This window comes from Polynucleobacter sp. MWH-Adler-W8, from assembly GCF_001889925.1.
GTDB lineage: Bacteria > Pseudomonadota > Gammaproteobacteria > Burkholderiales > Burkholderiaceae > Polynucleobacter.
Window position 1 is genome coordinate 52,921 of sequence record NZ_LZFI01000004.1, and the last position, 23,601, is coordinate 76,521.

Here is a 23,601-nt window from a genome sequence, read left to right on the forward strand (position 1 = left end):
GAAGACATTAATATGAGCATTCGTCCATTGGATGGCATTACCGTTGTTTCTCTAGAGCATGCTATAGCAGCACCTTTCTGCACACGCCAATTAGCAGACTTAGGGGCAAGAGTCATTAAGGTTGAGAGGCCTGGTGGAGGTGACTTTGCTAGAGGGTATGACACGCAGGTAGATGGGCTATGCTCTCACTTCGTTTGGGTCAATCGCTCTAAGGAAAGTTTGACGCTAGATCTTAAGCAGCCATCAGCAATTGCAGCGCTTAAGACATTACTAAAGACGGCAGATGTCTTAGTACAAAACCTTGCCCCAGGTGCTGCTGCACGTATGGGACTCACAGCCGAGATTTTGCAGAAAGACAATCCAAAACTCATTCTGTGTGATATCTCGGGCTACGGCAATAACGGCCCCTATCGAGATAAAAAAGCTTACGACTTACTTATTCAGAGTGAGGCCGGATTCTTATCGGTCACGGGTACACCTGAAACCCCTAGCAAAGCGGGAAACTCGATTGCTGATATTGCAGCCGGCATGTATGCCTATACCAATATCTTGGCGGCCCTCTTGCAAAGAGGAAAAACAGGTAAAGGATCTGTCATCGATATCTCTATGCTCGAGTCGCTCACTGAATGGATGAGTTTTCCTCTGTACTACGCCTACAAAGGCGCAGAGCCGCCACCACGCAATGGCGCCTCCCATGCCACCATCTATCCATATGGCCCCTTTAAGGCGGGTGATGGTAAGACGGTCATGCTGGGCTTACAGAATGAACGTGAGTGGGTGCAATTTTGCGAAACCGTCTTAGAAAACCCTGCGCTTGCCCAAGATGAACGCTTTGATCGTAACTTTAAGCGCAATGAAAAGCGCACTGAACTTTTAGAAATTATTGACGCTTGCTTTAGCAAGCTTACTTCCGAGCAATTAATTACAAGACTAGAAAAGGCACAGATTGCAAATGCCCACCTCAATGATATGGAGGGTCTTTGGAAGCATAAGCAGCTTAAAGCGCGTAATCGCTGGACTGAGGTAGATACCCCCAACGGTGCGATTGCAGCCCTACTGCCCCCCGGCTTAAATAGTAGCTATGACTATCGTATGGATCCCATCCCAGCGGTTGGAGATCATACCGACTCCATCCTTAAAGAATTAGGGCTGGACGAGACTGATATTGCCAGCATGAGGGCAAGTGGCGCGATTTAAAGCAGCGGCGAAGTAAGATGCGCTGCATTTTCAAGATAGCGATGCCAGCGCGGGCGCTTCGCCCAGGCCTTAGGATCAACGTAATCTGATTGCGCTAAGTAGGACTGAATCAGCCTTTCTAGATTGGCGCAGAAGTCATCGTCATACACAATCAAGCTAATTTCAAAGTTGAGTCGCAAACTACGTTGATCAAAATTCACTGAACCAAAGATTGCAATCCGTTTATCGATCAGCAAACTCTTGGTATGTAAGAGCCCCCCATGGAACTCTGCGATTTTGACGCCTGCATTCATTAAATCGCCATAGAAACTTCTACTACTCCAGGCAACCAATTTGGAATCATTCAATTTGGGAACGATCAGCGTAACGTTTACTCCACGGGCCGCAGCCGCCATCAATGCCTGAAGTAAACCATCATCTGGGCCAAAGTATGGCGTAGTAATGGTTAACTCCTGTCTAGCATCCATAATGGCCGACAAGAGTACTTGATAAAGAATATCGTCTCGGTATACCGGGCCAGATGAAAACTCCTGAGCTAAAACACCACCTTCATGTGGCGATACTGGTGGCTCACGATCATTGAAGTGGGTAATTTTAGGGTTATCAATACTCCAGTCTAAGGAAAACGTAAGTTCAAACTGAGATGCAACTGGGCCCTCGATGCGCACCATGGCATCAACCCACTCTCCCACTCCAGAGTCCTGCTTAAAAGTACGAGGGTCAACCATATTCATGCTGCCAGTCCACACCACAGAACCGTCCACCACAAATATTTTTCGATGCAAGCGTAAATCTGCACGGCGGAACTGGAAACGGCCAATCTGAATCGGCAATGCCTCAGTGACCTGAATGCCAGCCGTTTTAAAACGTTTGGGCCAAGCAGACTTAAACCAATCTTTACTTCCGAGCGAGTCTAACAAAACGCGGCATGCAACCCCACGCTTGGCTGCGGTTATCAAGGCTTCACAAACCCGATCGGCATCACCGCCCAATGCCCAGATATAAAACTCCAGATGGAGACTTTTCTTTGCTGAGTTAATTTCATCAATAAAATTTTGTAGAATTTTTAAAGATTCCGTGTGCAATTTAATCTTATTGCCAGCAACCACGGGTGAACCGTTCTTAGATTCAGCAAGCAGACTCAAGGCCTTTCCTTCCAGGGGTAATTCCTCTCTATCGCCAATAAATTGCTTCCTCATTAGCTCAGTGGTTTCCTGGTATTCACGATTCATGCGAATAATTTTTCGAGTCAAGGCTCTTCCAACCGGGCGCTCACCAATCAAAATATACAAACCTATTCCCAGCAGCGGGAACGTCATCACAATAAATATCCATGCAAAAGCTACGCCAACAGGCCTTCTTACAGAAATAATAAGGAGAATAAAATACGTTACCAATAAGAAATGGATTAATAAAATCAATCTCAAATTAAAAGGAGATTGTGTATTAATAAAAATGCCTAATAAATCATTCATTCAAGTTCCAATTCAGCAGTAATACCTAGGTGATCTGATAACGTTAACCATTCATGCAAAATTTCTGCTGAATGTACTTTTATTCCTCGAACATAAATTCTATCCATTGCAAGCAACGGCTTCACACTAGGAAATGTTTTTGCCGGGGAGCCGGTCAGTAATTCAAACACCTCATCGAAGCCAGCAGCCTTCATGGGGGCGCTTACCCGATTGCGCCAATCATTGAAGTCTCCCGCCACGATCGTAGGTCCATTTTGGGTGAGATCCTGAATATGTCCAATGATGGCCTCCAGCTGTCGCTCTCTACCTCCTTCGAAAAGCGCCAAATGTACACAGAAACAATGAATGGGTTGATCCATACCATCCAAAGTAGTAACGCTATGTAGAAGACCGCGACTCTCAAAGCGGTATGCTGAAATATCGTAGTTATTTCCTTTTTGCTGAGGGTGCTTAGAGAGGATGGCATTGCCATGATGTCCATCGAGATACTCAACATTTTTTCCATAATGCCAATCGCGCCAAAATCCCTCCGAAAGGAAGTGAGTCAACTCTGCTAAAGGCCATTGAGTAAAACGACGCACCCTACCACGATGCTCCTGTTGCAACTCCTGCAAGAAAAGCAGGTCTGGATGGTGACTGCGCATTTTTTCACGCAGCTGGTAAATCGTGGAATGTCTATGCAAAGGAGATAACCCTTTATGGACATTCATACTTAATACTGTGAAACGAGCAGTTTTAATGGCGCTCATCAAAACTGACCTGCAGCACGTTGGCGTCGAGCGCGCGCTAAGTAAATTTCACCTTCGACCAACTCTTGACACTGCATGCATTTATTGCAAATAGATGCCTGCTCCCGTAACTCGTCAATCGAGTCTATCGGGTGAGCATCTAAATATTCGCGTAAATCCACGTCGAGAACCTCATTACAGAGGCAAACCACTTCAGCCATAGGTCAAAAATAGGGAAATCAATCTCATTACAGTCATTTTGCCATTGCCTTGATAGAATCAAGCGCATGTTAAAAGCTTTTCAAGACGCCCTCTCCTTGCTCGCCCACTTAGATGGCGGCGTAATGGGGATAGTCTGGGTTTCTCTACAAGTCAGCCTTACAGCCCTTCTGGTTGGAACGCTTTTGGGCCTTCCGATTGGCGCCCTTCTGGCCACCGAACGTTTTGCAGGCAAAAGGACCATCATTGTTACCCTGAACACCCTCATGGGTGTGCCTACAGTCATAGTTGGGGTGCTGGTATACCTCCTGCTGTCACGTACAGGGCCCCTTGGCATGTGGGGCTGGCTATTTACAGTGAAGGGGATGATTGTGGCTCAAACATTGCTCACAACCCCCTTAATTGCCGCCCTTAGTCGCCAGATACTGGAGGACTCTTGGAAAATACATCGCGATTCCTTTCTGAGCCTCAAATTGCCACCCCTCCCCCGCTTTAAATGGCTGATATGGGATTCCCGCTTCTCGCTGACTATTGCCGTGCTTGCCGGTCTAGCTAGAGCCATATCCGAGGTTGGAGCAGTCATGATTGTTGGTGGCAATATTGATCATTCCACCAGAACGATGACAACTGCGATAGCGCTAGAGACCAGCAAAGGCGATCTACCTTTAGCCCTCGCCCTTGGCATAGTCTTGCTCACCATTGTTCTTATGGCCAATTTATTTACCTTTGCAGTTCGCCAAATTGCGGAGCACCGCTATGGTTAATGCAATGGAAACTTTTGAAAAGTTCATTGAGCTCAAAGACATCATCGTCAAAAGTAATGGCAGAACTATTCTAAGCATCCCGCACGCCCTTATTCCAGCAGACAGAATTACTGCCTGTATTGGCCCCAATGGCGCTGGCAAAACTACTCTTCTTAAGCTTCTAGATGGGCTCGTTAAGCCAGATAGCGGAACAGTGAGTTACTCGTTTAAAACAAAAACGGCTTTGGTTTTACATCACACGCCGATGATCAAAGCCTCAGCTAAAACCAATATTGCAATGGTTTGTGACGCGGATGGATCCATTGAAAATGCTGATGTAGACCGCGTAATTGAGCAAGTAGGTTTAAACGAGCTAGCTAACAGCCCAGCGCATAAATTATCTGCAGGCGAAAGACAAAAGGTTTGTCTTGGAAGAGCCATTCTTCAAAAACCCAATTTGGTTTTACTAGATGAGCCTACCGCCAATCTCGACCCCAAGACTACCGAACAGGTTGAAGAACTGATTCGTCAATTTGATCGTCAGGGAGTAGATGTGATTTTTTCATCTCACCAGCTTGCCCAGGTACAAAGACTAGCTGAGCATATTATTTTTATTGATCAAGGTGAGATAAAAGAAAAGGGACCCGTAGGCCCCTTCTTTAATAATCCCCAAACACCAGCAGCTAAGCGCTACTTACAACAAGAGTTGATCGCCGATTAATTACTTGGCAGCGGGTGCCGATGCAACAGGAGGTACAAACGGCGGAGGGGCAACACAGGCAGTCGGCGCAGGAGTTCCAGAGACTCTAAAACGATCAGCAACTCTATTCATGGATTGACACAATTGGTACGCACCCACCTTATCGCCATAAGCGGCTTTAGCTTTAGCCAAATTAGCAGCCTCTTGTGCCTCTGGGCTCAATGGTGGCAACGTCGCCATTACCGAGGAGGCAGCAAATACGCAAAACGTAAGAGCAATGATTCTTTTCATGGCCTTATCCTTATTTATTCAGTTTGTCATACCAGAGCTCATGGTGCTCTTTAGCCCAAGTAGCATCTACATAGCCGGTCTTCATGCCATCGATTGAGCCTTGCATGCCAATAGTACCGATATAAATGTGGCCCATCGCCATAGTAGTCATCAAGATTGCAGCACTACTATGAATGATGTTGGCGATTTGCATCGTGCCACGCAGGTACTCTATCTGCATAAACGGCACGATCATGTCGAGCACAAATCCTGAGGCAGAAATTACTAAGCCTAAGAAAGTCATACCAAACCAGAACCAAAATTTCTCACCCATATTGAAGAAGCCAGCAGGCACATGCTTGCCGCTAAACATTCCACCGAAAGTTAACAACCAATTGAGATCGCCTTTTTCTGGAATATTCTTGCCGGCAAAGAGCAAAAAGAAAATCACAATGCTAAGAGTAAATAATGGGCCGGAAAAATTATGAATATTCTTGCAAACAAACAAGAAGGATCCATATGCGACACCGCCCATCAATGGCATTGCAAAATATTTGCCATACAAAATCATCAAACCAGTAAACGCTAAGGCCAGGAAGCTAAAAGCCATCACCCAGTGAGTGATACGGTCAAATGCGCTAAAACGCTTCACTTTAATGCCCGACAATGGCTCATGCAGTTTGATTGAGCCTTTGAGGGTGTAGACAGCAATAATTCCAAAGAAAGCAATCGCCAATAACCAGCCTCCATAAACGGTAATGATGCCGTTACGAATCACGCGCCATTCTTGACCGGCACGCTGGATCAAAACACCTGCTTGCTTATCAGGAATGCTGACGTAATTTTGTGGATCGCTGTTTGGCGCCATGAAAATGGATGGATTTGCTGGCTGAGCCTGCGCTTGAGTGCCATTGGCCAAAGCGTTTGGATTTGCCGGCACAGATGCAGGAGGCACGTCTACTCCACTAGGGGAAGGCAAAGGCGCCATCGGTGCACGCTCAGCCAAGCTCATACCACTCGCAAGAGTCAGTGACAAACCTGCAGCCACTACCAAAGTGCGTAGAACTTTAGAAAATGATCGTTTCATACACATGTCCTTAAACGTTTTCGTTTTATTTATTGTTATTGAGTTGATCACTTAACGCGACTGTATTCGTTTTGATTCTGATTGCGCTTATCAATCGACTCGGTCCAACTGGCCTGGTTGCCTGGCGTCCAATTCTTAGTCATAAATCCATTATTGGCGCCCATATAAGGAGCAACATCTGGACGCTTAGCAGCTTTAGCAGCAATTTCTGGAGGCTCAGAGCAAGCCCCCAACAAAGCTGCTGCTGCAAAACACAAACCGAGAGTTTTGAAATTTACTTTCATTATTGAGCTCCTGGAATTTTTGCAGCAGGCGTTGGTGTAGGTGCTGGCGCATCCGGTCCACCGTAAGCAGTATTCCAACCAAAGGCTTTGGATCCTGGGTACTTGCCATTCTTCTCACGGGTAGCAACGCGATTATTAAAGATGCCACTAATGACATCACTATCGCCGCCAATCAATGCCTTGGTAGAGCACATTTCAGCGCAAAGTGGTAACTTGCCTTCTGCCAAACGATTGCGGCCATACTTTTCAAACTCTGCAACGCTGCCGTTTTCTTCTGGGCCGCCACTACAGAATGTGCACTTATCCATTTTGCTGCGGGAGCCGAAGGCACCCTTGCTGAGGAACTGTGGTGCGCCAAATGGACAGGCAAAAGAGCAGTAACCGCAACCGATACAGATATCTTTATCGTGCAGCACAACACCCTCATCCGTGCGGTAGAAACAATCTACTGGGCATACGGCCATACAAGGAGCATCGCTACAGTGCATGCAAGCAACTGAAACTGATTTTTCTTGACCAATGATGCCGTCATTCACCGTTACAACGCGACGACGATTAACACCCCAAGGTACTTCGTTTTCATTCTTACAGGCTGTGACACAACCGTTGCACTCAATGCATCGCTCCGTGTCGCAAATAAATTTCATTCTTGCCATTGTGTTCTCCTGACCTTATTTTTTGACTTAGGCAAATTTCTCGATTTGACACATTGTGGTTTTCGTTTCTTGCATCATCGTCACCATGTCATAACCATAAGTAGTTGCAGTATTAACCGCTTCACCCTGAACTATCGGCGCAGCACCCTCTGGGTAGTACTTGCGAATATTTTCGCCCTGCCACCAGCCAGCAAAGTGGAATGGTACAAACGCGGTTCCTTGGTCAACACGCTCAGTCACTAATGCGCGTACTTTGATCTTGGCACCTGTTGGTGATTTCACCCAAACATAATCCCAGTTCTCAATGCCACGATCTGCTGCAGCCTTAGGATTAATCTCCACAAAGTTTTCTTGTTGGAGTTCTGCTAACCATGGGTTGGAACGAGTCTCATCACCACCACCCTCGTACTCAACCAAACGACCTGAAGTCAGAATGATTGGGAACTTCTCATATAACTTCTGATTCAAGTTTTGATCTTGAACAGTTTTATAGAGGGTTGGCAAGCGCCAGAAGTTTTTCTTATCGGCAGCTGTTGGGTACTTGCGCATCATTGGAGCGTTTGTACTGTAGAGCGCTTCACGGTGAATTGGAACTGGGTCTGGGAAGTTCCAAACCACCGCACGCGCCTTGGCGTTACCAAACGGATGACAGCCATTCTTCATTACCACGCGCTGAATACCGCCAGATAAGTCAGTCTTCCAGTTTTTACCTTCAGCGAGTTTTTTCTCGTCTTCAGTTAACTGATCCCACCAACCTAATTTCTTCATAAACACGTGATCAAACTCTGGGTAGCCGGTAGTAATTGCAGCACCCTTAGAGTGGGATCCATCGGCAGCAAGCAAGCTGACGCCATCACGCTCAACACCGAAGTTAGCGCGGAAGTTACCACCGCCCTCCATCACGCTCTTACTTGTGTCATACAGATTTGGTGAGCCAGGATGCTTAATAGCTGCTGTACCGTAGCAAGGCCAAGGCAAGCCATAGTAGTCGCCAGTAGTGTCATAGCCAGTAACTGGATCAACAGCACCACGAGACTTCAAGGTCTTCGGATCAAAGGTTGCCACCATTCTCATGTGAGCCTTGAGGCGCTCAGGAGTTTGACCTGTGTATCCAATGGTCCAGCAAGAGCGATTAATCTCGCGCAGGATGTCTTCAATTTGCGGCTCTTTCCATTGCTTACCGGCAAATTTGGAACTAAGCATTTTGTAATTCTTAGACAACTCTTCTCCGAAGCCTAAGCGATCAGCAAAAGCCTGCATGATCACGTGGTCAGGAACAGATTCAAACAATGGATCAATTACTTTCTCACGCCACTGTAATGAACGATTGGAAGCTGTCGCTGAACCGCAAGTTTCAAACTGCGTTGCTGCAGGCAATAAGTACACATTGCGATTCTTATTAACCGCTTGTCCTTCTGCAGCAGGCATTGCTGCCATTGCAGCAGTAGCACTTGGATATGGATCAACCACTACCAAGAGATCCAACTTATCCATCGCACGCTTCATGTCGAGGCCACGCGTTTGTGAGTTAGGTGCATGACCCCAGAAGAACAAGCCTTTTACGTTAGTCTGCTGGTCGATCATGTCATTCTTCTCGAGAACAGCATCAACCCAACGAGACACAGTAGTGCCGGATTTCTCCATCATGTCAGGCGCATAACGACCTTTAATCCACTCATAGTCAACACCCCAAACTGTTGAGAAGTGCTTCCATGAGCCAGCAGCCAAACCATAGTAACCCGGCAATGAATCTGGGTTAGGGCCAACGTCAGTTGCACCCTGAACGTTATCGTGACCGCGGAAAATATTAGTACCACCACCAGACTTACCTATGTTACCTAAAGCCAATTGCAAAATACAAGAGGCGCGCACAATCGCATTACCGATAGTGTGCTGGGTTTGACCCATACACCAAACAACGGTACTAGGACGATTCATTGCCATAGTTTTAGCAGCTTGGTAAACCTGAGCCTCAGGCACACCACAAGCCTCCTCAACTGCAGCAGGCGCCCACTTCTCCATCACTTCTTTACGAATCTCTTCCATGCCATAAACACGGTCGTTGATGTACTTCTTATCTTCCCAGCCATTTTTAAAGATGTGATACAGCATACCGAATAAGAAAGGAATATCAGTACCAGAACGAATGCGGATGTACTGGTCTGACTTAGCAGCAGTACGGGTGTAACGTGGATCTACAACGATCACTTTGCAACCGTTTTCTTTTGCGTGCAATAACATCAACATCGAAACTGGGTGCGCTTCAGCCGCATTTGAACCAATGTACAAAGCAGCCTTGGCATTCATCATGTCGTTGTAGCTATTGGTCATCGCACCATAGCCCCAGGTGTTTGCAACACCCGCTACTGTTGTGGAGTGACAAATACGAGCTTGATGGTCTGTATTGTTTGTGCCAAAGAAAGAGACCCACTTACGGAGTAAGTAGGACTGTTCATTATTGTGTTTGGAGGAGCCGATGAAGAACATTGCATCCGGAGAATATTTCTGGCGAATATCCTTCATCTGAGCGGTAATTTCAGTTAAGGCTTGATCCCAAGAAATGCGTTGGTACTTTCCATCAACCAACTTCATTGGGTAACGCAAACGGTAATCACCATGTCCGTGCTCACGCAAGGCAGCGCCTTTAGCACAGTGAGCACCCATATTAATTGGGGAATCAAATACTGGGTTTTGACGGACCCATACGCCATTCTCAACGGTGGCATCTACTGCGCAGCCCACAGAACAGTGGGTACAAATAGATCTCTTAACCTCAATCTTTCCCTTGCCATCTAGCATTGCCTTGCTTTGCTCAGCAGATGCTTTTTGAACAAAACTTAATTGACTAGCAGCGATACCAGCGCCAACCCCTACGCCCGACCGCTTGAGGAATGTGCGGCGATCCATCGTTGGAACAGCAGCTTTTAAGCCGCGTGACAGACTACCGATCAGGCGCGATGTGGAACGACTGCTTTGTGGGGTATTGGATTTACGAGTCAGACTCATATGATGTCCCTGAGAAAGTTTTTTTATTTATTTAGAAACAGTGAAAGCGATAGTGAAGCGAAGATGGTTAAATCAAAGTAGATTCGTAGTACTTGCGCATGTGAGCAGTCATCGTTTGACCAACATCTTGCACCGCTTTAGCGCCAGTAATTTCTTGGATAACTGCTTTGCCAACTGGAGTTTGGCTCACTACAGCGACAGCTCCAACTGCAGCGCTTGCACCAATAAAGAACTTACGGCGCGACGGCTTGTTTTCTTCGCTTAAAGCAACCTTGGATTTAGTGGTCATTGCATGCTCCTATCGGATTATTCTTGATTTGCATCAAGTGTAATAGGAAATCGCATTTTTGACATATTGGTGTAACCATTAGTTATTAAGGCAATATTTATATTGCGATGCAACATCAAATCATGTCAAAGCCTTGCCCCTCGATTGCTAGAAATTCCCTGGTTAGGGCTGCGATTGGGTGATACAAATGCATCTCCGGAATACTCTCTATGGCATCGCAAAATTCGTCATACCAGGGACGAATATGCTCATTGAAAAAAACCCTTTGATTTGTAAGGTTTGAGATCTCCACGTCATCCCCCGCGATGAGATAACGCATGACCTCACTGAGGGCTGAGATGTGGTCTTCAGTTTCAGTCACCTCTTCTGCGGCCTCAAGCCCAAAACCCTCTAAAGCCTTGCGAATATTCACTAAGGGCTTTTCATTTAGATGGCCCGCCATGTAAAAGGAGCCATTCAAAACGACATTCGGCTTACCAACGCTGATGAAATTCAAATCAAACTCATCATGCCAAGCTTTAGCGGGATTATTTTTAGCGACCTCCACTACGTCCATCCAAACCTTAGCCAAGGGTGCCTCATCGGCAGCATCTTGTTGATCGGCGGTAGCGGCAATTTGATCTAAAAGCTCTTGATCGGGCGGCATCTGAAAAAAGCGGGCGATCAAGCCATATAAATCGGCCCTAGCCAAATCCTCAGGCAAGCCTACATCGCCTACTTCGGCGGATAGATTCTCTTTTGCTGCTTCTTTCGCAATTTCGCTCATGTTTCTTTTTTCACCATATCTACCACTCGACAATCACTACACATCTTCAATCGATCCATTGCAGCTCCAGCAAAAGCACCATGCGCACCAAGCTTGCTGAGCATCAAATCAACCATCTTAAGTGTTCCAAAAGGCTTGCCGCAGCTGATGCAATGGAATGCCTGGGTTTCATTCAGGGTAGTCCGTTGCTTGCGCTGCTCAACTGTTTGCAAACGAGGTGCAAGAGTTAAAGCCTTCTCGGGACAGGTTTGCACGCAGATGCCGCACTGAACACACTGCTTCTCAATAAAAGAAAGAATGGGTTCATCGGGATTATCTAAAAGCGCGCCTTCAGGGCAGCCACTCACACAAGACATGCACAAGGTGCAAGCATCTTTATTCATTGTCAGGCCCCCTAACAAGGAAGACTTTGGAAGTGCAGCGCCCATCTCTGGCAACGGAGTCTTCGCATGTTTTTGCAAATGCTCTAAGACTGCCTCAAGCGTTTCGCGTTTCTGATTCGATAAGCCAATACTTGCAGGAGTGCAGATCGGACTGAGTGCTCCTCGCTGACGTAATACGCCCATTGCTTTAGACACCGTCGCCATATCTTCAGCAGAACTAGCCAAGATCAGATGAATGCGATCGTCAAAGCCAAACGCATTCAGAATGCTATTTGCTAAAACTACCTGCTCTTCAAGTACTGCACAATAGGCAGGATCCTCGTCTCCACTTAACAACAAAGTCACTTCCGCAAAACCATACGTCAGTGCGCCCAGCCATAAGTCCAAACCAGTAGAGGCAATATGCTCAATGCCATAAGGAATCACAAATGCAGGGAGGCCTTCGTATTGCTTTGGCATAACATGCGCTGATCTGCCCAAGCCATCAATCATTTGCGTACCCGCTTTTAGGGTATGTAAAAGCAAGCTGGGGGCCATCGCTTGATTAATCTTTTTAGCTTCGGCGGTAAAGACGCTCGCTACCGTTTTGAGTTCTTTGCCCTGATGAGCAACGCTTGGGTAGTTGTAACGCATTGCCCCGGAAGGGCATGCAGTTACACAAGCTCCGCAACCCATACAAAGATTTGGATTGACCTCTACAGAACCTTGGCCATTTTTAAAGATTGAACCAATAGCGCCTGTTGAACAAACATCAATACAAGCGCTGCAACCTACTTTGCCATTACGGCCATGAGCACAAATTTTTTCGTTATAGGCAAAATATTTAGGCTTTTCAAACTCCCCCACCATCTCGGAGAGTTGATTAACTGCCAGCGCCTGCTCAAGGGGATCAACACCGGGAGCGAAGTACCCCTGCGGCGTTTGACTCATGCGCATCTTGGGATCTACACGTAGGTCCAAAATTAAATCGAATTCTGAATTACGTTCACGCTCTTTGCGATCAAAAGAAATGGCGCCAATGCTGGCACATGCAGTAACGCAGTCACGATGGGATTTACATTTACCTAAATCAATCTGGAAGGAAAGATCAATGGCACTTTCAGGACACGCTTCAACACAGGCCCCACAGCGAGTACACATCTCTGGGTCAATCGGATTTTGCAAATCCCAATTTACTGAAAAGTTTCCTAGGTAACCATCCAACTTGGTTACTGCGCCAGTAAAGATTGGGTAGCTACGGGTCAGCGGCAAGTCACCGGGCTGCGTGCATAAGACAGAAACATCTAATGATGGGCTTAATTTTTCAGCCCAAGGAATGGCTTGTGACCCAGCGCCGATAATTAATAATCTTCCCTGGCTTTCATAATTCACAACAGGAACAGGTTCAGCCTCAGGCATGTCAGCTAAAGCTAACAACGCAGCAATTTTAGGTCCGGATGTTTTAGCCTCTTGAGTCCAACCAGCTACTTCACGTATATTGACAAAACGCAGTGGCGCAACTAATGGCTTTTCAGCTTGGTCAGCGAGCTCACTAAAAAGTGCACCCTCTTGTGTACACGCTATCACCAGAGAATCAGAACCATCTAGCGCTTTTAAAAAAGAGCCGACCTCCTGCCTGCACAAGGATTGATGAATCGGAACCCCGATAGCTTTTGCATCCAAAGGCATGGTGCCATTACAGTTGCAGACTAATTTTTGACTCATGCGCTATCTTCTTAGGTTTTTTTCTGTTCAGACTCTATTGATACCTTATTGGGCACTTCTTCCAACTGATCTGTAGGTTTTTGTTGTGTGGATGTTAAATCAGTTTGCTGTTCGGCTGCCAATGTGCGGCCCTCAAGACGCGGGTCAGGTGCTAGGTTTACGCTTTGCTGGGATTCTGGACCAAGCTCTTCGCTCGATTTGCGGAAAAGGTTGAGCATATCGCTCTGCACCATTCTCTCCAGCATTCCAGGTGGCAGTGGATCCGGCTTACTGTAGTCATCAATATAAATATCTAATCCATCCATGATGTTGAAATGGGGATCGGTAAACATTTTCTTTAGAGCAGCCTGCTGAACAGCGGGATCTACATCCGGCTTCATAAAAGCAGAAAAGTCTGGATCGAAACGATCGATCTTGACTACATCCTCTAGGGTAGCTGGCGGAGGTGCAGCCTCTTGAGCGCCCTCAACGAGTTGAGCCTGATCAGCCTCTTTAGGAACCTCTACTTTTTTTTCTGGCGAGACATCTTCTTTACCCGCTTTACGCTTAGACCAACGTCCCAGAAATCCATCAGCCATTATTCCTCCATAGGGCGTTGCGCGCCCTTGAATGAAGCTGGCTTATGGCGTTTTTTGGGTTCCGGCCGATAGTTGTCATTGACATACTCTTGCAACCACGATGCATGCTGCTCACTCAGCGGTATCGTATCAACCGACTCACCACCATCGAGTAAGCGAGCGGCTTCGTTATAACTGACACAAATGCGATGGGGTACTGCAAAGGAATCTTCAGATTTTGCCAAGGAAAGCGATTGCTCGTCGATATAACGCTCAATATCTTCTTCCAAGCGCCACATGACAAACCATGCGGGCGTAGTAGCAGAAACATTGAGATAGTAGCCCTCAGCCTCATCCGGAAAGAGATCAAGTTCATAGCCTGTGAATAGCCAGGATTCACCATCAGCATCGCGCCCAAGAAACTGACCCACAATGGATTTACTTTGTTGACTATTAAATTGCCCAAAATCAGGCAATACTTCCTGAGGCACCCAGCGGAACGAGACCCATGGGTTATCAATATTCTGTTTACGCATTAGCACTGCAAAGCGCATAAATGTTCAGAGCCTCAGGTGTTTTGAACCACAATGTTCGGAAATTTACTGCTCATGTCTTTAGATAGAGTAGCAACACGAATGGCTACCTGTCTAGCAATACCTTTATAGATAGCACTAATAGCGCCATCTGGATCAGCCACTACTGTTGGGCGCCCAGCATCAGCCTGCTCACGAATCGAAAGATTCAAGGGCAAGGAGCCCAAGAAATCTACAGCGTACTCTTTACACATTTTTTCACCGCCGCCAGTACCGAATACGTGCTCTTCGTGTCCACATTGAGTGCAAACGTAAGTGCTCATATTTTCAATAATGCCAATGATGGGTACACCCACCTTCTCAAACATCTTGAGGCCTTTACGAGCATCTAGCAAAGCAATATCTTGAGGCGTGGTAACAATGACTGATCCTGTAACGGGAACCTTTTGCGCCAAAGTCAATTGAATATCTCCCGTACCAGGCGGCATATCTACGATCAGGTAGTCAAGATCACGCCAACGGGTTTGGCGAAGCAACTGCTCAAGGGCTGAAGTCACCATCGGTCCACGCCACACCATGGGTGCATCGTCATCAATCAAGAAACCGATCGAACTTGCCTGCAAACCATAGGCTTCCATTGGCTCAATCGTATTTTCTTCAATAGAGTCTGGCCTACCGGTAATACCCAACATCATTGGCTGACTTGGGCCATAAATATCCGCATCCAAAATACCGACCTGCGCACCCTCCGCAGCAAGAGCTAGGGCGAGATTCACGGCTGTTGTGGACTTCCCTACTCCACCCTTACCGCTAGCCACTGCAATAATATTTTTTACGCCGGGCAATAACTTCACTCCACGCTGCACTGCATGCGCAACGATTTGACTAGAGATATTGACGCTCACATTTTTGACGCCTGATAATTCACGCAAGGCATTGATTACCGATTTACGAATCGAGTCGAACTGGCTTTTAGCGGGATATCCCAGCACAATATCTAAAGAAATATCGCCGCCCTCTACGCGGAGATTTTTAATATTCCTTGCCGTAACAAAATCAATTTTCGTATTGGGATCAACTAAGTTTTTTAGCGCTGCTTGTATCAACTCTGGTGTAACCGACACTACATTCTCCTAATATGGATAAATCTAGAATGGACTTCTAGGTTTTTTAGTATTTTCTTAATTAGCGCTAGCTTACTCGTAGCCGCCAATATTTGCTGAAAGCGCCCTTGAGCACCTTCCGTCTATCGCATTAGAAAATCAGCAAACTCAGGTAATAGACTGCCATCGACATCAAAGCCGTGGCTGGGATGGTGAAGATCCAGGCCCAAACGATGTTTCCAGCGACACCCCAGCGGACCGCGCTGGCTCTCTGAGTTGAACCAACGCCGACAATAGCCCCAGTAATTGTGTGGGTAGTCGAAACAGGAACACCCAAGGCTGTTGCCGCAAACAAAGTAATGGCGCCACCAGTTTCAGCACAGAAGCCTCCTACTGGTTTGAGTTTTGTCAGCTTTTGACCCATGGTTTTAACAATCCGCCAACCACCAAACATTGTGCCCATCGCAATAGCGATATAGCAGCAAACAATTGTCCATATTGGCGGCATACTTGCGCTGGCATCTGTATAGCCAGTAATGATGAGTAACAGCCAAATAATGCCAATCGTTTTTTGTGAGTCATTACCGCCGTGTCCAAGGCTATATGCGCCAGCAGAAACCAATTGCAGACGGCGGAACCAGCGATCGGTTTTAGAGAGTGTGACATTTCGGCAAACCCATGACACCAGCAACATCATCAAGGAGCCTAAAAGAAATCCAACCAATGGGGAGATGAAGATAAAAGCAACGGTTTTGATAATACCTGCCCAAACTAAGCCGGCAAGTCCCGCCTTAGGCAGCGCCGCTCCTAGCAACCCACCAATCAAAGCATGAGAAGAGCTTGATGGAATGCCATAGAACCAAGTCACCAAGTTCCAGATGATGGCGCCAACCAATGCGCCAAAGATCACGTGGAGATCCACCGCGGCAGGAAGCACAATTCCCTTGCCCACAGTAGCAGCAACACTTAAATGGAAAATGAATATTGCAAGAAAGTTAAAGAAGGCAGCGAACACCACTGCCTGTTGCGGCTTTAAAACGCCAGTAGAAACCACCGTCGCAATAGAGTTAGCAGCATCATGAAAGCCGTTCATGAAATCAAATGCAAGAGCTAGCACTACTAATAGCGCTACAACCCAAAAGGCTACTTCTGTCGCTGGCAACTTAATTCGCCTTAAGAGTTTTCAAGAACAATGCCTTCAACCAAGTTGGCAACGTCTTCACATTTATCGGTAACTTCCTCGAGCAACTCATAAATACGCTGGCACTTAATCAGCTCACGCACCTCGATGTCTTCACGGAACAACCTAGTAATAGCAGTAGATAGTAGGCGATCAGCCCCAGACTCCAGGTGATCAATTTCATCACAAGTCTTTAACGCTGCTTTAGCTACTTCTGGATCAGAAATGTCTTTTAATGTAGCAACAGCATTCTTCATGCTGATGCAGCACTGATTGCAAAGCTCCGCCATTTGCAACATCTCTGGCGTCATTTGCTTCACGTCATACAAGTGCATTGCTTCAGTGCCGTTTTGCAATAAATCAGCTACGTCATCCATCGTATTGATGAGTGAAAAAATTTGGTCGCGGTCTATAGGTGTGATGAAGGTCTTATGCAAACGACGATGCACCTCTTTCACAACATCATCACAAGCATGCTCAGCTTTATCTACCTCTTGGGTGTACTTAGCGCGCAAGGTTTCATCACTGTAATACTCAACGAACTTCAAAAAAGATTCGGAGGCGGAAACGATATTGCTAGCGTGCTCATTAAATAGCTCGAAGAAATTACCATCGTGAGGCATTAACTTACTGAAGAACATAAATCACGATCCTTTAGGAACAAAAACTACGGGTTTTGTTATGTTTGCCGACATTCTAAACAATTACTATTGAATGACTGGAAAGCCGGCATCTGTGATGAGCTGACTCGCCTGCGCAGCAGATAGAGTAGTTTCAAGAGTGACGGTCTGACCTGCCAAATCCGCCTGAACTTTAGCCTGAGGGTCCTGAGCCTGCACTGCCCGAGTGACGGCATTAATGCAGCCCCCACAGGTCATTCCGGAAACTTTTAAACTCAACATATAGGGCCTTTTGCTGTGAAAATAGCTTGTATAGAGTAGATTATCTTTTATATGGATCCCCAAAAAGACACTAATTCAGAGCTATTTACTCTAGATATCGGCGGGATGACCTGCGCCTCTTGTGTTGGCAGGGTTGAAAAGGCTCTAGACAAGATTCCCGGCGTGGAAGCGGCCAGCGTGAATTTGGCAACTGAACAAGCCAAAATTCGCGTAAACGCTGATTCCGGGGTCAAAATCGATGACATCATCGCTTTAGTACAAAAAACAGGTTATTCAGCCAAAATCAGTGCGCCCCACGGCATTCCTGAGTTAGCCCCCTCTAAATTGTTCTGGGGGACTGATGGTCTGGGTCGCGTCATTCTAGGCTTTAGCCTTTCAGCTCCACTCTTTCTACCCATGTTCCTCATGCCTTTTGGCATTCATTGGTCACTGTCACCGACATGGCAACTATTACTTGCAACTCCAGTGCAATTCTTTTTAGGATGGCGCTTTTATAAAGCAGGCTTCAAATCTCTGATGTCGGGTGTTGGCAATATGGATTTATTAGTCGCGCTCGGCACAAGTGCAGCCTACGGATTAAGTGTGTATCAAATGATTGCATCACCCCATGCAAGTCATGGACTCTATTTTGAAGGATCGGCTGTCATTATATGCATGGTCATGCTTGGTAAATGGCTGGAAGCAAGAGCCAAGCAACAAACTAGTGAAGCAATACGCGCCTTGCAAAAGCTATGGCCTGAGCATGCCAAAGTCATCGAGCGAAATATTGTTATCAGCGAGAACTCTGCATTAGACCAATTTCGAGATCTTCCTCTAGATCAGGTATTCCCTAAAGATCGCGTCTTAGTGTTGCCAGGTGAACGTATACCGGTGGATGGAATCATCTTACTTGGCAACAGCCATGTTGATGAATCCCTCCTCACTGGAGAAAGCGACCCCGTCAAAAAACATCTTGGTGAAAAGGTCATTGGCGGCTCACTCAATGGGGAAGGCCTGTTAGTGATCGAGGCCCAGGCGGTAGGCGTTGAGAGCGTTCTCTCAAAAATTATTTCTTTAGTAGAGGATGCGCAAACCCAAAAAGCACCTATACAAAAATTAGTCGATCAAGTAAGTGCAATTTTTGTTCCTAGCGTTATTGGGATTGCAATCATTACTGGATTAGCGAACTGGTTTTATTTGGACTCTGCATCTGTCGCCATATTGCGCGCAGTCTCAGTTCTCGTTATTGCATGTCCATGTGCCCTGGGTCTTGCAACACCTGCAGCCATCATGGCAGGGACTGGCGTGGCAGCACGTTTTGGAATCCTCATCAAAGATCCACAGGTATTAGAGTTAGCGCATCGCTTAAACATAGTGGCCTTCGATAAAACAGGCACCCTCACTATTGGCAAACCAAGACTGCTAGAGATTATTCCTTTTGGTGATTCATATGCGGTTGATGACATTCTCGCGAGTGCAGCAGGTTTACAGCTTGGTAGTGAGCACCCTCTTGCAAAAGCACTGTTAGATGCCGCTAAACAAAGGGGCTTAAATCCCATCACGCCAACAGACAGCAAAGCCCTGCCCGGCATTGGTATCAGCGGCAGGCCAAGCGCTGGCGTTTTTCTGGGCCTTAGTCTGAACCTACAAAGCATTGCATCGTTAGAAGGCAATCCACACTACTCCGCAATACTTGCAAAGGCACAAGCCTGTTTTGATGCCGGTCAAACCATCTCCGCATTAATGAATCAAGAAAATCCTTCCTCACCCATTGCGATCATTGCCTTTGGAGATGAACTCAAAGATAACGCTCAAGAGGCGGTTACTTCACTACATAAGTTGCATATTCGCGCAGTAATGCTTTCTGGTGACAATCTAGCTGCAGCCAATCGTGTTGCCAAAACGATTGGCATTCAAGAAGTGTTTGCAAAAATTATGCCAAGCAATAAAGCAGAAATTATTCGCCAACTCCAATCGAAAGATGGTGAACGTCAATTTGTTGCAATGGTAGGAGATGGCGTGAATGATGCCCCTGCTTTGGCAACTGCAGATGTGGGTATGGCAATGTCTACGGGCACTGATGTGGCCATGCAAGCTGCCGGGATTACCTTAATGCGAGGTGATCCCACTCTGGTTGCGAATGCTATCGATATCTCCAGGCGGACCTGGAAAAAGATTCAGCAAAATTTATTCTGGGCTTTTATCTTTAATGCTACCGGGATTCCATTGGCAGCGCTCGGTTATCTGTCACCCATGCTAGCTGGCAGTGCCATGGCCTTATCGAGCTTCTGTGTTCTTAGCAACGCCTTACTACTCAAGCGCTGGCGTCCTGCGCATTAACAAATAAGAAGCATTGCTTACTTGCATATTGTCACTTATTTGGAAGTAATTTATTTTTGATTCTTGCGAATAAGTTCAATATCACCATAATACGCACGCGCTTCTGATTTGGTATTGTCTGTATCGGTGAGTAAGGCGATACCAATGACCTGACCAGGGCTCTCACCGTAGGCACGCTTATAGTCGGCCGCTAAATCACGCTGATGCTTATGCCACTGATCCAAACCATCCCAACCAGAATCCACCACAATCATTTTGATGCGAGAGGTATGCGCATTTGGAATGATGGCATCCACAGGGGACTTTCCGGACCAGATGTACATCAGTGTGGCATACGGCATTTCTTGGCCACTAATCAGATTGGCCATTTCAAAAGTCATTTTTTCTTTTAAGGGTAACTTTGACTTATTGCCATCGAATGCAACCAAGATACGTAGCGGAGCATCATCTGCGTAAGCATCCGCATTATCAGCATTCGCAATTGGGTTGATGGCTTTCCATTCCCACTGCAGCCATAAATTATTTGCCTTACGGGGGCGTAACTTCACAGCCAATCCGGAGGCAGATGTTTTGGAATTTGCGCTCAAGACTGTTCTGCCTTGATAGTTTTCCAGGCGATATACCGTATTCTTTTTAAAGGGTGCTATGCGGTAAAAGTTCCAACCATTGGGCATGCCAGCACGCGCAGTTTCAGCAGAGAATTTGGGTAGCTCTTCTTGCGCCGGCAATTGATCCACATTAAATGCCTGTCCTGCCTCGTTTTGCACAGATTCTCCGCCCAGCCCAGCACAGCTAGTCAAAAATACGACTGCACCAAGGATTAAAAGTGAAAGGACTTGCTTGAGCATGTCTTAATTGTCCCAAAGAATGGTCTTTGTGAGACTAAAATTATCGAATGCGCCAACAATCACCTTCCAGCTGGGCTGCAATCTGCGTCCTTATTGCCGCGGTAGTGCACCTGGCTCTGGGCTTTTCAATAGAGTTTTCAGTTGATGAGGCCCACTATGCGCTATATGCCCAACATTTAGCCTGGAGTTATTTTGATCACCCACCGTTGGTGGGTTGGATTCAGTGGCCCTTAGTGACGCTCACCTCTTCAGAAGGCATTATTCGTCTCATTCCAGAGTTGTTGTGGATTCTCTCTTGTTACTTAGTTTATGAAGTTACGGTTGAGGTGCATCACTTTATTCGTGGGCGCAACGCTGGCTATCTCACCAGTGCACTGCCATCAACAAACTTATGTGGACTAATGGCAGTCTTGACAGTTATCGCTGCACCCATGTTGCACATTCTGGCGATCGGTTTACTACCGGATACTTTACTTGCGCCATTAAGTCTTGGTCTGATGTGGATGGCTTTACGGTGGTTAAGTAAAGACCAATTTAGCATTGGCGATTGGATTATTACTGGCGTTTTGTTAGGCCTAGCTGGCTTAAGTAAATACACGGCCGCTTTTACTGCGCTTGCGTTGCTGTTGGTATTTTTGAGTACGCCAAGAAAACCATGGATCACCAAAGTAGGTTTTTGGATTGCCACACTAAGCGCTCTACTCCTGATCACCCCCGTCGTGTATTGGAATTGGGCTAACGATTGGATTTCATTCAAATATCAACTTGCCCATGGTGGCGGTGGAGAATGGCTCTGGCGCAGGCTAGGCGCTTATATCGGCATTCAAATACTAGTCTTTGGTCCTCTTTTCATCTTGGGATCTGTTGTGTTTTTAAAAGACTGCATGCACGCTACAAAACTGTCATTGCTTGCGCTCTTCGGATTCTTTTTGATTCCATTTGCAATTTTTGTCAGCCTCTCTGGCGGAGGTGGACTTCCTCACTGGACTTCGCCTGCTTGGTTCTGTCTCGCACCATTTGCCGGAATTGGCTTAGCAAAAGTTTGGGCTACACAACATCGTTACTGGATTCGTATTTTATTTTTTGTTCAAATTGCTTTATGTTGCATCGGCTTTGGATACGTATTGTCAGGCGGTATTAGTTCGGCCTCAGTCAAGTCCAATCCAATTGCGGATTTGTATGGCTGGAAAGTGGCGGGTCAAAAGGCAGCAGGCCTTGCTAAGGCCACTAAAGCCGATGGCATTGCTGTTCAAAACTGGACCTTAGGAAGTCGAGCTGCTTGGTATGCTTCACCTATACCAGTTTATGTTTTAGACCAGAGACAGGATCAGTTTGATCTCTGGTTTGGGGATGTGCCAAAGGGGGCAAATGTACTTCTGATTAGCTGGTCTGGCATGCCATACCCTATACCGGTGGGTAAGAAAGCAGCCTTTCAAGCCTGCGAGCCCTTGGATAGCCTAGAAATCGTCCGATTTGGTCAAGTTCTATCTAAATTTGACTTTAGCCTCTGCAGTCATTGGCAAGGCCCTGGCCAAGCGGAGTAATTCCCCCAAATTCAAGACCTTAGGCGCCCGAGGCATTATCCTTACGCTTATGAGTTCACCAGCCCAACCCACCCCAAAGACCCAATCGGGGTGGAAATCCATTCTCAAGAAGGCTTGGCCTACTATTCGCGTTCTACTCTCCGTTGCTCTGCTTTGGAAAGCAACGAGTGGAATTGATTGGCGCTCACTATTTGATACCCATATTCAGATGCAGCCTCTATGGTTCTTGGCGGCTCTAGTAAGCATGATGTTGGCATTTATTTGTGGCGGATATCGCTGGGGCTTGTTTATGCAAAGAGTGGGATTTCCCCGCCGTATTCGCTCTTACATTGGCCTCTACTTTGCCAGCGGTCTCATAAACCAAGGCCTGCCTAGCACCTTGGGTGGCGATAGTTATCGCGCCATTACTGCAACGCATTTGACCAGCACCGGCAATCTCTCGGAAACCAAAGAGTTGGATGATGAACTTCATCACTCAGTAGACCTTGAGCACGCCACACCTAAATTGCGTTTAAGTTTTTCGATGGTGTTGGTAGATCGCCTTCTTGGTTTAGCGGGTAACAATTTACTAGGCGGGATTGGCTTGATATTGGGTGGCGCCACCCTCGCAGCCTGGGGTCAAGATTTGGGCTACGCAGTCATGGCGGTAATGCTGCTTGCTGGCGTAGCAATCGCCCTTATCCTTGCCTGGGGGCCGAGCAAGCAACTCCTGCAAAAACTCTTAGAACGTTTCAATATGAACAAAGCCATGCCTGGTATCCAGCTAGCGTTTGCGTGGCCTAACAATATTGCTCAAGCATGCCTGGCGATTGGCATTCATTTCCTCACTATTTTGACGCTACTCTTTTGTCTTAAGGCTTACGGTGTAGATGCACCTATTGAAGGCTTAATGATTGGCTTACCTGCGCTCAGCCTGTTGCTCATGTTGCCAATTAGCATTTCGGGATGGGGCTTGCGTGAAGCCACCCTTTCATCGGTCCTGGCCTTATGGGGTGTTAACCCCTCGCTAACAGTATTAGCCTCCATTAGCTACGGAGCAATTACTGTTTTATCGGTGTTGCCAGGCGCCTATTTTTTATTAAAACGAAAATAATTTTTTAGAGCCAAA

Annotated in this window: 24 protein-coding genes; 6 read left to right on the forward strand and 18 right to left on the reverse strand. The window is 46.6% G+C overall.

The genetic code is table 11. The annotated features are described in order from the left end of the window. Positions 1-12: 12 nt before the first annotated feature. A complete protein-coding gene (locus tag AOC28_RS05565; protein WP_072582980.1) occupies positions 13-1,197 on the forward strand; it encodes a CaiB/BaiF CoA-transferase family protein in 1,185 nt (394 codons plus the stop codon). Here the strand turns inward: AOC28_RS05565 and cls are convergent. The 3 genes from cls to AOC28_RS05580 are packed head-to-tail and all read right to left on the reverse strand — an operon-like array spanning position 1,194 to position 3,621. Next, complete coding sequence (gene cls, locus AOC28_RS05570) at positions 1,194-2,672, reverse strand: cardiolipin synthase (protein WP_072582981.1); 1,479 nt, start codon at positions 2,670-2,672, stop codon at positions 1,194-1,196. The genes AOC28_RS05565 and cls overlap by 4 nt on opposite strands. After that, complete coding sequence (locus AOC28_RS05575; protein ID WP_072583182.1) at positions 2,669-3,421, reverse strand: endonuclease/exonuclease/phosphatase family protein; 753 nt, start codon at positions 3,419-3,421, stop codon at positions 2,669-2,671. The genes cls and AOC28_RS05575 overlap by 4 nt, the downstream gene beginning before the upstream one ends. Then, complete coding sequence (locus tag AOC28_RS05580; protein ID WP_072582982.1) at positions 3,421-3,621, reverse strand: (2Fe-2S)-binding protein; 201 nt, start codon at positions 3,619-3,621, stop codon at positions 3,421-3,423. Before AOC28_RS05580 ends, AOC28_RS05575 begins: the two co-directional genes overlap by 1 nt. Positions 3,622-3,687: 66 nt before the next feature. Here AOC28_RS05580 and AOC28_RS05585 point away from each other — a divergent pair, with 66 nt between their 5' ends. Both AOC28_RS05585 and AOC28_RS05590 read left to right on the forward strand, forming a co-directional pair. Further along, the gene (locus tag AOC28_RS05585; RefSeq protein ID WP_072582983.1) at positions 3,688-4,383 is read left to right on the forward strand and encodes an ABC transporter permease; all 696 of its coding nucleotides are present in this window, start codon (positions 3,688-3,690) and stop codon (positions 4,381-4,383) included. Next, entirely contained in the window at positions 4,376-5,083 is a 708-nt protein-coding gene (locus tag AOC28_RS05590; RefSeq protein WP_072582984.1) for an ATP-binding cassette domain-containing protein, read from the forward strand. The genes AOC28_RS05585 and AOC28_RS05590 overlap by 8 nt, the downstream gene beginning before the upstream one ends. On the opposite strand, the gene AOC28_RS05595 is transcribed toward AOC28_RS05590, so the two are convergent. From AOC28_RS05595 to AOC28_RS05660, 14 genes are all read right to left on the reverse strand, one after another. Continuing rightward, positions 5,084-5,353, reverse strand: a complete 270-nt coding sequence (locus tag AOC28_RS05595; protein WP_072582985.1) for a hypothetical protein — start codon at positions 5,351-5,353, stop codon at positions 5,084-5,086. It abuts the gene before it with no gap. Positions 5,354-5,363: 10 nt separating this feature from the next. Then, positions 5,364-6,419, reverse strand: a complete 1,056-nt coding sequence (locus AOC28_RS05600) for a formate dehydrogenase subunit gamma (RefSeq protein ID WP_072582986.1) — start codon at positions 6,417-6,419, stop codon at positions 5,364-5,366. 47 nt (positions 6,420-6,466) lie between these two features. Next, complete coding sequence (locus AOC28_RS05605; RefSeq protein WP_072582987.1) at positions 6,467-6,703, reverse strand: hypothetical protein; 237 nt, start codon at positions 6,701-6,703, stop codon at positions 6,467-6,469. After that, positions 6,703-7,359 (reverse strand): formate dehydrogenase FDH3 subunit beta, encoded by a 657-nt coding sequence (gene fdh3B, locus AOC28_RS05610; RefSeq protein WP_072582988.1) that lies wholly within the window; start codon positions 7,357-7,359, stop codon positions 6,703-6,705. Before fdh3B ends, AOC28_RS05605 begins: the two co-directional genes overlap by 1 nt. 27 nt (positions 7,360-7,386) lie before the next feature. Beyond that, on the reverse strand, positions 7,387-10,365 hold the full coding sequence (locus AOC28_RS05615) for a formate dehydrogenase subunit alpha (protein ID WP_072582989.1): 2,979 nt from the start codon (positions 10,363-10,365) through the stop codon (positions 7,387-7,389). A 67-nt stretch (positions 10,366-10,432) separates the two neighbouring features. Beyond that, a complete protein-coding gene (locus tag AOC28_RS05620; protein WP_072582990.1) occupies positions 10,433-10,654 on the reverse strand; it encodes a hypothetical protein in 222 nt (73 codons plus the stop codon). Between the two features lie 115 nt (positions 10,655-10,769). Next, positions 10,770-11,420 carry a molecular chaperone TorD family protein gene (locus tag AOC28_RS05625; protein WP_072582991.1) on the reverse strand — a complete coding sequence of 217 codons (651 nt, stop codon included), beginning with the start codon at positions 11,418-11,420 and terminating at the stop codon, positions 10,770-10,772. Continuing rightward, a complete protein-coding gene (locus tag AOC28_RS11610; protein ID WP_072582992.1) occupies positions 11,417-13,507 on the reverse strand; it encodes a 4Fe-4S dicluster domain-containing protein in 2,091 nt (696 codons plus the stop codon). The genes AOC28_RS05625 and AOC28_RS11610 overlap by 4 nt, the downstream gene beginning before the upstream one ends. Positions 13,508-13,518: 11 nt before the next feature. After that, positions 13,519-14,085, reverse strand: coding sequence for a DUF3306 domain-containing protein (locus AOC28_RS05635; RefSeq protein ID WP_072582993.1), 567 nt, complete (start codon positions 14,083-14,085; stop codon positions 13,519-13,521). Then, a complete protein-coding gene (locus AOC28_RS05640) occupies positions 14,085-14,600 on the reverse strand; it encodes a DUF3305 domain-containing protein (protein ID WP_237767748.1) in 516 nt (171 codons plus the stop codon). Before AOC28_RS05640 ends, AOC28_RS05635 begins: the two co-directional genes overlap by 1 nt. 32 nt (positions 14,601-14,632) lie before the next feature. Then, entirely contained in the window at positions 14,633-15,721 is a 1,089-nt protein-coding gene (gene apbC, locus AOC28_RS05645; protein ID WP_072582995.1) for an iron-sulfur cluster carrier protein ApbC, read from the reverse strand. A 130-nt stretch (positions 15,722-15,851) separates the two neighbouring features. After that, on the reverse strand, positions 15,852-16,862 hold the full coding sequence (locus tag AOC28_RS05650) for an inorganic phosphate transporter (RefSeq protein ID WP_072582996.1): 1,011 nt from the start codon (positions 16,860-16,862) through the stop codon (positions 15,852-15,854). Positions 16,863-16,873: 11 nt separating this feature from the next. Further along, the gene (locus AOC28_RS05655; protein WP_072582997.1) at positions 16,874-17,521 is read right to left on the reverse strand and encodes a DUF47 family protein; all 648 of its coding nucleotides are present in this window, start codon (positions 17,519-17,521) and stop codon (positions 16,874-16,876) included. A 66-nt stretch (positions 17,522-17,587) separates the two neighbouring features. Beyond that, a complete protein-coding gene (locus AOC28_RS05660; protein WP_072582998.1) occupies positions 17,588-17,782 on the reverse strand; it encodes a heavy-metal-associated domain-containing protein in 195 nt (64 codons plus the stop codon). A gap of 51 nt (positions 17,783-17,833) precedes the next feature. Here AOC28_RS05660 and AOC28_RS05665 point away from each other — a divergent pair, with 51 nt between their 5' ends. After that, positions 17,834-20,101: a heavy metal translocating P-type ATPase gene (locus tag AOC28_RS05665; RefSeq protein ID WP_072582999.1), complete on the forward strand. Its 2,268-nt coding sequence runs from the start codon at positions 17,834-17,836 to the stop codon at positions 20,099-20,101. 50 nt (positions 20,102-20,151) lie between these two features. On the opposite strand, the gene AOC28_RS05670 is transcribed toward AOC28_RS05665, so the two are convergent. Further along, entirely contained in the window at positions 20,152-20,949 is a 798-nt protein-coding gene (locus AOC28_RS05670; protein ID WP_072583000.1) for a DUF3047 domain-containing protein, read from the reverse strand. A gap of 47 nt (positions 20,950-20,996) precedes the next feature. On the opposite strand from AOC28_RS05670, the gene AOC28_RS05675 reads away from it, so the two are divergent. Together AOC28_RS05675 and AOC28_RS05680 are read left to right on the forward strand one after the other, a co-directional pair. Continuing rightward, complete coding sequence (locus tag AOC28_RS05675; RefSeq protein ID WP_072583001.1) at positions 20,997-22,493, forward strand: glycosyltransferase family 39 protein; 1,497 nt, start codon at positions 20,997-20,999, stop codon at positions 22,491-22,493. Positions 22,494-22,542: 49 nt separating this feature from the next. Then, positions 22,543-23,586, forward strand: a complete 1,044-nt coding sequence (locus tag AOC28_RS05680; protein ID WP_072583002.1) for a lysylphosphatidylglycerol synthase transmembrane domain-containing protein — start codon at positions 22,543-22,545, stop codon at positions 23,584-23,586. The last annotated feature ends 15 nt before the right edge of the window (positions 23,587-23,601 follow it).

What these genes read in the sequence shown, in the direction of transcription:
- AOC28_RS05680 (WP_072583002.1), top strand. Translation starts at nt 22,543, where the DNA reads ATGAGTTCACCAGCCCAACCCACCCCAAAGACCCAATCGGGGTGGAAA.
- AOC28_RS05620 (WP_072582990.1), bottom strand. Translation starts at nt 10,654, where the DNA reads ATGACCACTAAATCCAAGGTTGCTTTAAGCGAAGAAAACAAGCCGTCG.
- AOC28_RS05660 (WP_072582998.1), bottom strand. Translation starts at nt 17,782, where the DNA reads ATGTTGAGTTTAAAAGTTTCCGGAATGACCTGTGGGGGCTGCATTAAT.
- AOC28_RS05635 (WP_072582993.1), bottom strand. Translation starts at nt 14,085, where the DNA reads ATGGCTGATGGATTTCTGGGACGTTGGTCTAAGCGTAAAGCGGGTAAA.
- AOC28_RS05655 (WP_072582997.1), bottom strand. Translation starts at nt 17,521, where the DNA reads ATGTTCTTCAGTAAGTTAATGCCTCACGATGGTAATTTCTTCGAGCTA.
- AOC28_RS05590 (WP_072582984.1), top strand. Translation starts at nt 4,376, where the DNA reads ATGGTTAATGCAATGGAAACTTTTGAAAAGTTCATTGAGCTCAAAGAC.
- AOC28_RS05615 (WP_072582989.1), bottom strand. Translation starts at nt 10,365, where the DNA reads ATGAGTCTGACTCGTAAATCCAATACCCCACAAAGCAGTCGTTCCACA.
- AOC28_RS05595 (WP_072582985.1), bottom strand. Translation starts at nt 5,353, where the DNA reads ATGAAAAGAATCATTGCTCTTACGTTTTGCGTATTTGCTGCCTCCTCG.
- AOC28_RS05600 (WP_072582986.1), bottom strand. Translation starts at nt 6,419, where the DNA reads ATGAAACGATCATTTTCTAAAGTTCTACGCACTTTGGTAGTGGCTGCA.
- AOC28_RS05670 (WP_072583000.1), bottom strand. Translation starts at nt 20,949, where the DNA reads ATGCTCAAGCAAGTCCTTTCACTTTTAATCCTTGGTGCAGTCGTATTT.
- AOC28_RS05580 (WP_072582982.1), bottom strand. Translation starts at nt 3,621, where the DNA reads ATGGCTGAAGTGGTTTGCCTCTGTAATGAGGTTCTCGACGTGGATTTA.
- AOC28_RS05585 (WP_072582983.1), top strand. Translation starts at nt 3,688, where the DNA reads ATGTTAAAAGCTTTTCAAGACGCCCTCTCCTTGCTCGCCCACTTAGAT.
- AOC28_RS05605 (WP_072582987.1), bottom strand. Translation starts at nt 6,703, where the DNA reads ATGAAAGTAAATTTCAAAACTCTCGGTTTGTGTTTTGCAGCAGCAGCT.
- AOC28_RS11610 (WP_072582992.1), bottom strand. Translation starts at nt 13,507, where the DNA reads ATGAGTCAAAAATTAGTCTGCAACTGTAATGGCACCATGCCTTTGGAT.
- AOC28_RS05640 (WP_237767748.1), bottom strand. Translation starts at nt 14,600, where the DNA reads ATGCGTAAACAGAATATTGATAACCCATGGGTCTCGTTCCGCTGGGTG.
- AOC28_RS05665 (WP_072582999.1), top strand. Translation starts at nt 17,834, where the DNA reads ATGGATCCCCAAAAAGACACTAATTCAGAGCTATTTACTCTAGATATC.
- AOC28_RS05675 (WP_072583001.1), top strand. Translation starts at nt 20,997, where the DNA reads ATGCGCCAACAATCACCTTCCAGCTGGGCTGCAATCTGCGTCCTTATT.
- fdh3B (WP_072582988.1), bottom strand. Translation starts at nt 7,359, where the DNA reads ATGGCAAGAATGAAATTTATTTGCGACACGGAGCGATGCATTGAGTGC.
- AOC28_RS05575 (WP_072583182.1), bottom strand. Translation starts at nt 3,421, where the DNA reads ATGAGCGCCATTAAAACTGCTCGTTTCACAGTATTAAGTATGAATGTC.
- AOC28_RS05625 (WP_072582991.1), bottom strand. Translation starts at nt 11,420, where the DNA reads ATGAGCGAAATTGCGAAAGAAGCAGCAAAAGAGAATCTATCCGCCGAA.
- cls (WP_072582981.1), bottom strand. Translation starts at nt 2,672, where the DNA reads ATGAATGATTTATTAGGCATTTTTATTAATACACAATCTCCTTTTAAT.
- AOC28_RS05565 (WP_072582980.1), top strand. Translation starts at nt 13, where the DNA reads ATGAGCATTCGTCCATTGGATGGCATTACCGTTGTTTCTCTAGAGCAT.